The 11,477-nt window shown below is 74.0% G+C and carries 9 protein-coding genes; 7 read left to right on the top strand and 2 right to left on the bottom strand.

All coding sequences use genetic code 11. The features are described from left to right. Positions 1–290: 290 nt before the first annotated feature. Positions 291–1,310, bottom strand: a complete 1,020-nt coding sequence (gene hppD, locus IEY96_RS25390) for a 4-hydroxyphenylpyruvate dioxygenase (protein ID WP_229791892.1) — start codon at positions 1,308–1,310, stop codon at positions 291–293. 579 nt (positions 1,311–1,889) lie between these two features. Here hppD and dpgA point away from each other — a divergent pair. From dpgA to IEY96_RS25355, 7 genes are all read left to right on the top strand, one after another. Further along, positions 1,890–3,032 (top strand): 3,5-dihydroxyphenylacetyl-CoA synthase DpgA, encoded by a 1,143-nt coding sequence (dpgA, locus tag IEY96_RS25385; RefSeq protein ID WP_229791891.1) that lies wholly within the window; start codon positions 1,890–1,892, stop codon positions 3,030–3,032. Continuing rightward, the gene (gene dpgB / locus IEY96_RS25380; protein ID WP_229791890.1) at positions 3,029–3,727 is read left to right on the top strand and encodes an enoyl-CoA-hydratase DpgB; all 699 of its coding nucleotides are present in this window, start codon (positions 3,029–3,031) and stop codon (positions 3,725–3,727) included. Before dpgA ends, dpgB begins: the two co-directional genes overlap by 4 nt. Beyond that, complete coding sequence (dpgC, locus tag IEY96_RS25375; RefSeq protein WP_229791889.1) at positions 3,724–5,058, top strand: (3,5-dihydroxyphenyl)acetyl-CoA 1,2-dioxygenase DpgC; 1,335 nt, start codon at positions 3,724–3,726, stop codon at positions 5,056–5,058. Before dpgB ends, dpgC begins: the two co-directional genes overlap by 4 nt. Then, complete coding sequence (gene dpgD, locus IEY96_RS25370) at positions 5,055–5,849, top strand: enoyl-CoA-hydratase DpgD (RefSeq protein WP_229791888.1); 795 nt, start codon at positions 5,055–5,057, stop codon at positions 5,847–5,849. Before dpgC ends, dpgD begins: the two co-directional genes overlap by 4 nt. Positions 5,850–5,895: 46 nt before the next feature. Beyond that, complete coding sequence (locus IEY96_RS25365; protein WP_229791887.1) at positions 5,896–7,221, top strand: aminotransferase-like domain-containing protein; 1,326 nt, start codon at positions 5,896–5,898, stop codon at positions 7,219–7,221. 844 nt (positions 7,222–8,065) lie between these two features. Further along, positions 8,066–9,082: a ParB/RepB/Spo0J family partition protein gene (locus IEY96_RS25360; RefSeq protein WP_229791886.1), complete on the top strand. Its 1,017-nt coding sequence runs from the start codon at positions 8,066–8,068 to the stop codon at positions 9,080–9,082. Between the two features lie 95 nt (positions 9,083–9,177). Continuing rightward, positions 9,178–9,861, top strand: a complete 684-nt coding sequence (locus IEY96_RS25355) for a nucleotidyltransferase domain-containing protein (RefSeq protein WP_189197321.1) — start codon at positions 9,178–9,180, stop codon at positions 9,859–9,861. A 40-nt stretch (positions 9,862–9,901) separates the two neighbouring features. On the opposite strand, the gene IEY96_RS33215 is transcribed toward IEY96_RS25355, so the two are convergent. After that, positions 9,902–11,477 (bottom strand): helix-turn-helix domain-containing protein (locus IEY96_RS33215; RefSeq protein ID WP_268247166.1); only part of this gene is annotated, 1,576 nt, incomplete at its 5' end.

The following is an 11,477-nucleotide window of genomic DNA, read 5'->3' as shown; positions in this document are numbered from 1 at the left end:
GACGCAAACCTCTTGGTCAACTCCGCGGAAGGCACCAGGACGGGAACGGGACCGCGCCTCACACCCAGCCCGGGTCCTGGGGCGAACGCGTGGAGGCTCCGTCGATCAAGAGGTTTGCGTCAGGAACGCGGGCCGTGCCGACGCGAACCTCCTGGTCGACTGCGCCTCGCGCTCAGGTCGGGCCGCGTGGGCGCACGGGCACTCCGCCGGCCTCCGGACATGGTGACGCCCGGGACCGCTGGGTGCGGTCCCGGGCGGGAGGTGGCGGGTCGGGCGGCCCGCCGTCGGGGTCAGTCGGCGATGAGGCGGTCCCGCTCCACCGCCTCGTACAGGGCGCGGATGTTGCGGCTGCCGAAGCCCCGCGAGCCGCGCCGTTGGATGAGCTCGTAGAAGAGGGTGTTCGCCTCGTACGGCGACCGGGTGAAGAGCTGGAGCAGGTAGCCCCACTCGTCGCGGTCGGCCAGGACGTTGGTCTCGCGGAGCTGGGCGATCTCCTCGGTCATGCCGGTGAACCGGTCGGCGAGCATCTCGTAGTAGGCGTCCGGCGTGTTGAGGAACTCCACGCCCAGGGCGCCGTACTCGCGTACCGCGGGGACGATCTCGTCGACCAGGAAGGCGAGGTGCTGCACGCCGGGGCCGCCGTTGCGGCCGAGGAACGCGTCGAGCTGCCCCGGGCTCTTGGTCGGGTCCGGCGCGACCAGGGTGAAGGTGACCTCACCGGAGGCGCTGCGGACCACGATGGAGTCCATCGCCTGGTCCCCCACGGCCACGTACTCGCTGAAGTACCGGTTCAGCCCGAGGGCCGCGCCGTAGTAGTCGGCGTGCTGCTCCAGGGTGCCGCCGGCCAGGCAGACCGCCACGTGGTCGAGCTTGCGGATCCGGCCGGCGGGGCCCTCCGGGGCGGTGGACGGCGTCCAGTCGCCGATCGCCGGCAGCCGGTCGGCCGGGCCGCCGGAGGCGGGCAGCAGCGTGTGTCCGACGTCGCCGAAGCCGGTGACCACCGGGTGGCCGCGGAAGGAGCGGCTCACGGTGGCGCCGGCCGCCGCGGCGGCCTCGACGGTGGCGTCCACGTCGTCACAGGTCAGCGCGATGTCCGCGATGCCGTCTCCGTGCCCGTCGAGGAACTTCCAGGTCTTCGGGCCGGCGGTGACGATGATCTTCACGGTGCCCTGCCGGAGCAGGGTGGAACGGGTGTCGTCCACCGCGGACTCGGCGACCTGCCGGAATCCGAAGCGGGAGACGAAGTAGTCGACCGCGGACTGCTGATCGCCCACGTACAGCTCGACGTATTCAATCTCTCGTGCAACCACGGAGCTTCCTTTCGCAGCCGGGATGGCGGAAGGGGACGGGTCCGCGCCGACACGGCAGGGACCGCCGACCATCACCAAGAGGGGTTTCCGTCCGCCGGGCCGGAGGCCGGCGCGAGCGCGGCAGCCGTTGCCCCGTCGGACCGAGCCGAGGCCGGGAGCTGCCCGTTTCCTACGCACGGTCACTATGGCCCACCGTCACGGCGTCCATCAATGCGCCGCCGCCGGGCCGGTCACGGGCCCCGAGGGGGTCGACCGTTCGACTGCGCCCCGCCGTCAGTTGGACACCCGCCGCGACCGACCACTGTGCCCGGTCGCCGGTCCGCGCCCGATTGATCGGGGCAGGAAGCGGTGCCACAGTACGATCCGCGCCGCCGCCGGAGTGCCGACGCGGTGCCGAGACCGGTCGGCCCGGGCGCCCCACGGCCCGCGCCTCGACCCCGCTTCCCCGACCCGCCGCGACGGCCCCGTGCCGCCGACCGCCCGGGGAGGACCCGCCGTCAGACAGGAGAGGGTGACCGACATGACCACGGTCGTGTGCCGTCCGCGCAGCAAGCCCCGCATGTGGGGATGGACATTCCGATGACCACCACGCTCAGCGCCCCCGAGCAGGGCGTCCTCCGCCTCCCCGCCGCCCGCCCCCGCAGCCGCCCCTCCGCGCCGCCGGCGGCCCGGATCACCGGGGTCGGCACCGCGGTGACCGCCGACTCGTACAGCCAGCGGGAGCTGCTCGACATCTTCGCCATCACCGACCCGCGGATCCGGTCGGTGTTCCTCAACAGCGCCATCGACCGCCGCCACCTCACCCTGCCGCCCCGGGACGCCGCCGGCGCGGTGCTCCCTGAGAGCCAGGGCGCGCTGCTGGCCAAGCACCGGCGGCTGGCCGTGGAGATGGGCGCGAACGCCGTACGCGAGTGCCTCGCCCGCATCGGCGCCGACCCGCGCGACATCGACTACCTGTGCTGCGTCACCACCACCGGCTTCCTCACCCCGGGGCTGAGCGCCTTCCTCATCCGGGAGCTGGGCATCGAGGTCCGCTGCCACCGGGTGGACGTGGTGGGCATGGGCTGCAACGCCGGCCTGAACGCCCTCGGCGGGACCGCCGCCTGGTCCGCCGCGCACCCCGGGCGGCTCGCCCTGATGGTGTGCACGGAGGCGTGCTCCGCCGCGTACGTGATCGACGGGAGCATGCGCACGGCGGTGGTCAACAGCCTGTTCGGCGACGGCGCGGCCGCGATCGCCCTGGTCGCCCCGGCCGACGGCGACGCCGCCGCGGAGCCGGCCGGGCCGCGGATCCTGTCGTTCGCCAGTCATCTGATCACCGACGCCATGGGCGCCATGCGCTACGACTGGGACGACGACCAGCACAAGTTCAGCTTCTACCTGGACCCGGACATCCCGTACGTGGTCGGCGCGCACGCGGAGCGGGTCGTCGACCGGCTCCTCGGCGAGCACCACCTGCGCCGCAGCGACATCCGGCACTGGCTGGTGCACTCCGGCGGCAAGAAGGTGATCGACGCCGTCCGGGTCAACCTCGGGCTGTCCCGGCACGACGTCCGGCACACCATCGGCGTGCTGCGTGACCACGGCAACCTGTCGAGCGGCTCGTTCCTCTTCTCCTACCGTCGACTGATCGAGGAGGGCGTGGTGCGGCGTGGCGACCACGGCGTCATGATGACCATGGGTCCGGGCTCCACCATCGAGACGGCGCTGGTCCAGTGGTGACCGCGCCGGCCGCGAACGGCTTCGCGGAGACGAGCCCCGAGCCGGACCTGCCGACGCTGCGCGTCGACGGCGCCGCTCCCCTGACCACCGAGACGGTCGCCGCGCTGCGCGCCCTCTGCGACCGGGTGGAGGACCGGGGTGACCGGCTGGTCGTGCTGCACCTGTCGGGCGCGCCCGGCCCGGGCTGGGCCGACGACCTCACCGTCGCCCTGGTCAGTCGCTGGGAACGCGAGCTGCGCCGGCTCGAGTGCCTGCCGGCGACCTCGGTGGCGGTGGCGCACGGTGACTGCGGCGGCGCGGCACTCGAAGCGCTGCTCGCCACCGACCACCGGATCGCCGCCGGCCCGGCCCGGCTGGTGCTGCCGCTGGTCACCGGCGTGACCTGGCCGGGCATGGCCGTCTACCGGCTCACCCAGCAGTGCGCCGACCGGGCCGCGGTCCGCCGGGCGGTCCTGCACGGTACGCCGCTGGACACCGCCACCGCCCTGGCCGGGCACCTGCTCGACGAGGTGACCGACGACGTCCCCGCGGCGCTCGCCGCGGCGGCCGGCCGGGCCGCCGGGCTGTCCGGCGCGGAGCTGGCGGTGCGGCGGCGCCTGCTCTTCGAGGCGGCCACGGCGGGCTTCGACGAGGCGCTCGGCGTCCACCTCGCCGCCTGCGACCGGATGCTGCGCCGGCGCGAGGAGGCGTCGTGACCGGCCTGCTCTCCGAGGCTCCGGCGGCGGCCGCGGAGGTCGTCCGGGCCGACCTGGCCACCGCCCGCGCGGTCCTGACCCGGGAGGCCCGCCGGGCGGAGGCGGTGCTCGCCGCGCTGCCCGTGCCGGACCTGCGCACGCCGCATCAGCGGGCCGCCGCGGAGACCGCCAAGGACCGGGTACGCCGGCTGCGCGCCGCCTTCCTCGACGCGCACGTGGACGCCGTCTACGACGAGGTGACCGCCGGCCGGGAGCTGCGCCTGGCCGAGCTCTGCGCGGAGGCGGCCCGGGCCTTCCCCGGTCTGGTGCCCGACGCGGCGCGGCTCGCGGCCGAGCGCGTCCGGCCGCAGCTGCGCAAGGAGGGGCACGAGATCGACCAGGGCCTCTTCCTGGGACGGGTGCTCGGCTCCCCCCGGGCCGGCCGGCACCTGCTGGACGCCATGCTCCGGCCCACCCCCCGGGCCCGGGACCTGCTGCCCGAGTTCCGCCGCACCGGGGCGCTCGACCTCGGCTCGGTGCGGCTGCGGCGGGAGGACGGGGCGGCGCGGATCACCATGTGCCGCGACGACTGCCTCAACGCCGAGGACGAGCGCCAGGTCGACGACATGGAGACCGCCGTCGACCTGGCCCTGCTGGACCCGGGGGTCGAGGTCGGCGTGGTGCGGGGCGGGGTCATGACCCACCCGCGCCACGAGGGGCGGCGGGTGTTCAGCGCGGGCATCAACCTGAAGGCGCTGCACGCCGGGCAGATCACGCTGACCGGCTTCCTGCTCCGGCGGGAGATGGGCTACCTGGCCAAGATCCGGGGTGGGCTGCACGACGAGGACGCGCCGTGGCACGCGCCGACGGTGCAGAAGCCGTGGATCGCCGCGGTGGACACCTTCGCCATCGGCGGCGGGATGCAGCTGCTGCTGGTCTTCGACCACGTGATCGCCGCCGACGACGCGTACCTCAGCCTGCCGGCGGCCCAGGAGGGGATCGTGCCCGGGGTGGCCAACCTGCGGCTGACCCGGATCGCCGGCCCCCGGCTGGCCCGGCAGGTGATCCTGCTGGGCCGCCGGATCCGGGCCATCGAACCGGAGGCGCGCCTGCTGCTCGACGAGGTGGTGGAGCCGGCCGCGGTGGACGGGGCGGTCGAGGACGCGGTGGCCCGGCTGCGGCAGCCGGCGGTGGCCCCGAACCGGCGGATGCTCAGCGTCGGCGAGGAGTCGCCGGACGAGTTCCGCCGCTACCTGGCCGAGTTCGCGGTGCAGCAGGCCCTGCGGCTGTACAGCGACGACGTGATCGGCAAGGTGGGCCGGTTCGGCCGCCCGGGAGGACCGCCGCGGTGACCCCCCGCGTGCGGTACGAGAAGGCCGACCACGTCGCCCGGGTGACGCTGGACCGGCCCGAGGTGCTGAACGCGATGGACCTGCGCATGCACGCGGAGCTGGCCGAGGTCTGGGACGACGTGGAGGCCGACGACGACGTCCGGGTGGTCGTGCTGACCGGCGCCGGGGACCGGGCCTTCTCGGTCGGGCAGGACCTGCGGGAGCGGGCCCGGCTGGACGCCGACGGCGTGCCCCCGAGCAGCTTCGGCTCGCGCGGGCAGCCCGGCTGGCCCCGGCTCACCGAGCGGTTCGACCTGTCCAAGCCGGTCCTGGCCCGGGTCGACGGGTACGCCCTCGGCGGCGGCTTCGAGCTGGCCCTGGCCTGCGACCTGGTGGTCGCCTCCGACCGGGCCGTCTTCGCCCTGCCCGAGCCGCGCCTCGGGCTGGTGCCCGGGGCGGGCGGGGCGTTCCGGCTCAGCCGGCAGGTGCCGTTGAAGGCGGCGATGGGCTACCTGCTCACCGGCCGCCGGATGGACGCCGGCACCGCGTACGCCCTGGGGCTGGTCAACGAGGTGGTGCCGGCCGGTGAGCTGGACCGCTGCGTGGCCGGTTGGGTCGCCGACCTGCTGGCCTGCGCGCCGCTGGCGCTGCGGGCGATCAAGCAGGCGGTGCTGGAGTCGTTGGACCGGCCGCTGCCCGAGGCGTTCACCGGCCGGTACGGCTGGGAGGAGCGCCGCCGGGCCAGCCGGGACGCCGTGGAGGGCCCGCGGGCCTTCGCCGAGAAACGCGCGCCGGTCTGGCTGGGCCGGTGACGGCCGTGCCCCGGACCGACCGGCGCACCACCACGACGGGAGTGAGATGACCACGTTGCCGAATCCGGGCCCCGGGCGCGTCCTGCGCCGGGACGAGCTGCACGACAGCCTCTCCGATCCGCTGCTGGACACGATGAACTTCCTCAACGAGGTCACCTCCCGCTACCCGCGGGCGATCTCGTTCGCGCCCGGCCGCCCGTTCGACGGTTTCTTCGATCTCGACCAGGTCTTCGACAGCATCCGCGCCTACCTGGACCACCTGGCCGCGCAGGGCCGCTCCCCCGCCGCGATCAAGGACGCGATGTTCCAGTACGGCCCGGCCGCCGGCCGGATCCGCGAGATCATCGCCGACTGGCTGCGCCGTGACGAGGGCATCGACGTGCCGGCGGAGTCGGTCGTGGTCACCGTCGGCTGCCAGGAGGCGATGGTGCTGGCGCTGCGGGCCCTCATCCGCGGCCCGGAGGACGCCCTGCTGGTCTCCAGCCCCTGCTACGTCGGCATCACGGGCGCGGCCCGGCTGCTCGACATCGCCACCACGCCGGTGCCGGAGCGGGAGGACGGCTTCCACCCGGAGGACCTGGTGGCCGCGCTGCGCGCCGAGCGGGCGCGGGGCCGCCGCCCCCGGGCGTGCTACGTCATCCCCGACCACACCAACCCGTCCGGGCTGTCGATGTCGTTGGCGGCCCGGCACGAGCTGCTCCGGCTGGCCGAGGAGCACGACTTCCTGGTGCTGGAGGACAGCCCCTACCGGCTGGTGAGCCCCGGCCGCCAACTGCCCACGTTGAAGTCGCTGGACACCGCCCGGCGGGTGGTGCACCTCGGCTCGTTCTCCAAGACGCTCTTTCCCGGGGCGCGGGTCGGCTTCGCCGTGGCCGACCAGGAGGTGGCGGACGGCGAGGGCGGGACCGGACTGCTGGCCGACGAGCTCAGCAAGATCAAGAGCATGGTCACCGTGAACACCTCGCCGCTGAGCCAGGCCGCGGTGGCCGGCATGCTGCTCGCCGCGGGCGGGACGGCCGCCGACCTGAACGCGGAGACCTCCGCCTACTACGGCGAGGCGATGCGGCACACCCTGAAGCGGCTCGACGAGCGGCTGCCGGCGCCGCGCCGGGCCGCGCTGGGCGTGCGGTGGAACCAGCCGGCCGGCGGGTTCTTCCTCGCCCTGACGGTGCCGTTCCGGGCCGACAACACCGCGCTGGCCCGGTGCGCCCGGGACTTCGGCGTGATCTGGACGCCGATGTCGTACTTCTATCCGGAGGGCGGCGGCGAGCACGGGATCCGGCTGTCGATCAGCTACCTCACCCAGGAGGAGATCGACGAGGGCGTCACGCGGCTGGCCCGGTTCGTCGAGGCGGAGGCCGGCGCGTCCTGATCCGCTCGTCGGGAGGTGGCGGCGCGGGAAAACCCGCCGCCACCTCCTTCTTCTTGCCGTGCCGGTGATGGATGCGCGGCCGATGTGTGGCGCTCGCCACACCGCGCCGTGGCGCTGATATCCGACAGCCTGTCGGGCGGGCGAATGTGTGCGGCGATCCCACCCGGCCGACCGCAATCCGTCCCGGAACCGCGCGATGACCTGCGAATTCAGTGGAAAGCGCGGAGGGCGGGGCGGCCATGTGCAGTATCCGTTTACGCACGTATCCCGGCGGCTCCTCCACCCACCAATCTTTTCCCACTGGTTAACCGAACCGTGATGTGCGAGGGATTTACGCGATCGCCGCCCCAGCGGGTTGACGCACCGTGCACGGCATCCCTCGCGCCCGGCCGTGCGAATGCCGGTGACCGCGTGCCTATTTTTCCGGACACAGCCGGTCAGGACCGGCATCCGCTACGAACCCGGCAACCGACCCATCGGCCCGCAGATTTCGCCGTCCACACTCGCCGATGCGCCCGAAAGAACCGTCACGCCGGCATTCATCAGGAATGGCGGACACTACGCATGGCCATCGGCTGGGAACCGTGCGCTTTGGGTATTGTGTCCCGTTCGCGCGTTAATCGAACGTCCGGATCATGGATCGACGCTGCGGTCAAGTGCCCCGCAGTAGCGTCAGGTACAAATCCCGCGTGCAATACTTTGCAGCGGAGCCGCGTGGTGGATAGAGTCAGTCATCGATACGTCGCGGCGTTACGTGGGCGGTCGGTACCGTTCAACGCCAGGTCGACACATCACCGCGTTGAGGGGAATCAGAGCCAACGGGGGGTTGGTGTTGGAACATCAGATGGTCAACGATTTCGCCGACCGAATGAAGGCGGAGCAGAATTACAGCGAACTGATTGATAAATTGCCGATCGAACGGCTGCCGGTCGAATCCCTCCAGATGCTCGACTCACCCCGCCTGCACGGCGAGAACCCCGAGCACACCCGCATGCTGGCCAGCATCGACGCCCCGCTCCCACCGATCATCGTGCACCGCGCCACCATGCGTGTCATCGACGGGGCGCACCGCCTCGGCGCCGCCCGGATCCGCGGTGACGACGTCATCGAGGCGCGGATGTTCGACGGCACCGCACGCGAGGCGTTCGTCCTCGGCGTCAAGGCGAACATCGCGCACGGCCTGCCGCTGTCGGTGGCCGAGCGCACCACCGCCGCGGAACGCATCATCGCCAGCCACCCGTCCTGGTCGGACCGCACCATCGCGGCATCCACCGGGCTGAGCGCCCGGACCATCGGCAACATCCGCCGGCGCCTGGAGTCCCAGGGCGGCGCGGGCGAACAGGTGACCGCCCGCATCGGCCGGGACGGGCGGGTCCGCCCACTGAACAACGTGGAGGGCCGGCTCAAGGCGGTCAGCTACATCAAGAGCCAGCCCGACGCGTCGCTGCGGGAGATCGCCAAGAACGCCGGGGTGTCCCCGTCGACCGCACGGGACGTGCGCAACCGGCTGCAACGGGGCGAGGACCCGCTGCCGCCCGCCCGGTGCGCCACCAACCGGCGTCCCGGCGGCGCGCACCTCACCCTCGAACCGAAGGACCCCCCGCCCGCGCCCCGGCCGAACCTCGTCTCCATGCTCCAGGGGCTCAAGCAGGACCCGTCGCTGCGCTTCACCGATTCCGGGCGGGAGCTGCTGCGCTGGATGTTCGCCCGCGCCATTCAGAACAACGAATGGGACGGGTTGGTCGACAAGGTACCGCCGCACTGCGCGTACGTCATCGCCAACGTGGCCCGGCAGTGCGCGCAGGAATGGCAGGAGTTCGCCGAGACGCTGGAACAGCAGGGCGCCGATCGCAGCGCCTGAGCCGGACACCACCCGGGTGTACGACTGCGGACGGTCCGCAGTCGTACACCTGGACCGCGTTCCGGTGACTCTCGCGAGCGACGGAGGATACGTCGGTGGACTCCTACGCAGACCTGCTGTCCCGGGCCGCCGCCAACCCGGACGTGCTGGGGCTGATCCTGACCGGTTCGCACGCGCGAGGCATGGCCGGGCCGGCCTCGGACCACGACGTCATCGTCGTGGTGTCCGACGAGCGGCGGTGGCGGCCGACCAGCCGCTCGGCCGAGCTCGACGAGATCGTCTACACCCGCGACCAGCTCGCGGACACCTCCGACGAGTGGCAGCGTTACGCGTTCCGGGGCGCACGAATCCTTCTCGACCGAACCGACGGGCAGCTCGCCGAGCTGGTCCAGGCACAGGCCACCCTCACCGGGTCGGAGGCTGCCGCGTGGGCCCGGGAGGGGCTCGACGGTTACCTCAACCAGATCTACCGGGCCGCGAAGAACCGTCGCGACGGCGCGCCGGTGCTGGCGCGCCTGGAGGAGATGGAGAGCGTCTCCTGGTTCATGACGGCGCTGTTCGCCATGCACGGACGGGTGCGGCCGTACCACAAGTACCTGCGCTGGGAGCTGCGCACCTTCCCGCTGGGCGAGCCCTGGCACGCCGACACCCTGCCGGAGCGGCTGGCCGACGACCCGTCCGGCCTCTTCCCCGACCTGGAGCGGCTGGCCCGGGCGAAGGGCCACGGCGACGTCCTGGATGCCTGGGGCCCGGACCTGGACCTGCTGCGGCGCGAATGAGGCCGCGCCTGCCCGGTCGGTCGGCGCTCGCGGGGAGCCGCTAGGCGAAGAGGCGGGCCAGCTCGGTACGGGAGCGGACGCCGAGCCGGTGGAAGATGTTGCGCAGGTGGTGGTCGATGGTCCGGGTGGAGAGTGACATCCGGCAGGCGATCTCCCGGTTGGTGGCTCCCTCGGCGACCAGTCGGGCGATGTGCAGCTGCTGGCCGGTCAGCAGCTGTGCCGGCGGCCGGTGCGGCGACCCGACCGACTCCCCCGCCGCACGCAGCTCCGCGCCGGCCTGCTCGGCCCAGACCGTCGCGCCGAGCAGGGTGAACGTCTCCCGCGCCCGGTGCAGGTACGCCCGGGCGTCGCGCGGCCGGCGGGCCCGGCGCAGCTCCCGGCCGAACAGCAGCTCGGTGCGGGCCCGCTCGAACCGGTCGGTGTCGGTGGGGTGCAGCCGCAGCGCCGTGCGGAACTCCCGCTCGGCCTCGGCGCTGCCCCGGGGCGCCAGCAGCGCGTGGCAGCGGGCGGAGAGCGCGCGGCGCGACGGGCTGGACGTGCTGCTGGCCCAGCGGTCGAAGACGGCGAGCGCGGCGGTGGGCCGCCCACCGTCGTGGGCGGCGGCCTCCACGAGGTACGGCGTGGCCATCACCTGCACGAGCACCTGACCGCGGGCGGTGCCGGTGCGGGCCAGCGACGCCAGCCGGGCCGCCGCGTCGGCGTGCCGGCCGTCGACGAGGTCGAGCACGCCGAGCGCCCACTGCGCGTACGCGTAGGGGCGGCTGCCCGGGGTGGCGCCGTCGCCGATCTCGGCGATCCGGGCGAGGCTGGTGGCCCGGTCGGCCCGTACCGCGGCCAGCACGGCGAGGATGCCGAGATGGACCCGGGCGCAGGTGCGCTGGCCGGCGGCGCGGGCGATCCGCAGCCCCTCGCGGGCGGTCTCCGCCGCCGTGGCGTGCCGGCCCAGCCAGTACTCGGCGACCGCCCGCAGCTCCAGCGCGCGGGGCAGGACGGACAGCTCGCCGCGCGTCCGGGCCAGCTCGGCGGCGCGGTCGGCGAGCCGGTGCGCCGCGCCGTCCACGGCCACCAGCAGTCCGGCCACGGCGCCGCAGACCAGCGCGGCCGGGGTGAGCGCCGGTCCGGTCAGCCGGCCGCCGAGCACCACGACCCGGCGCAGCGCCGGTCCGCCCTGCTCGTGGTCACCGCGCAGGGTCGCCCCGACGCCGGCCGCGAACGTGGTCAGCAGCTCCACGTCCGGCGGGTCGCCGGGCCGGCGCAGCGCCCACGCCCGCCGGGTCACCTCGGCGTACCGGTAGTGGTCGCCGGTGAGGCAGATGGCCTCGCCGGCCCGGACCAGGCCCAGCAGGGCCGCCCCGCGGTCGGCCGGTGCGACCGCCGCGGCGGCGGCGAGCAGGGTGGTGACCGCGGTGGACGGCGCTTCGCACCGCAGTTGCATCTCGCCGCGCAGCAGGTCGGCCCGGCCGGTCGCGACCGGATCGGCGGGCAGTCCGGAGAGCAGGCGCCGGGCCTGGTCGGGGCGGCCGGCCGTCCAGGCGCAGCGGGCGGCGGCGACCACCCGGTCGGCGGCGCGGGCGGGCTCGTCGCTGAGTTCGGCGGCGCGGCCCAGCGCGGCGGCG

This window comes from Micromonospora fulviviridis, assembly GCF_014648395.1.
Lineage (GTDB): Bacteria > Actinomycetota > Actinomycetes > Mycobacteriales > Micromonosporaceae > Micromonospora > Micromonospora fulviviridis.
This window is presented reverse-complemented; position numbering and strand designations above follow the sequence as displayed.

What these genes read in the sequence shown, in the direction of transcription:
- dpgA (WP_229791891.1), top strand. Translation starts at nt 1,890, where the DNA reads ATGACCACCACGCTCAGCGCCCCCGAGCAGGGCGTCCTCCGCCTCCCC.
- IEY96_RS25365 (WP_229791887.1), top strand. Translation starts at nt 5,896, where the DNA reads ATGACCACGTTGCCGAATCCGGGCCCCGGGCGCGTCCTGCGCCGGGAC.
- IEY96_RS25360 (WP_229791886.1), top strand. Translation starts at nt 8,066, where the DNA reads ATGGTCAACGATTTCGCCGACCGAATGAAGGCGGAGCAGAATTACAGC.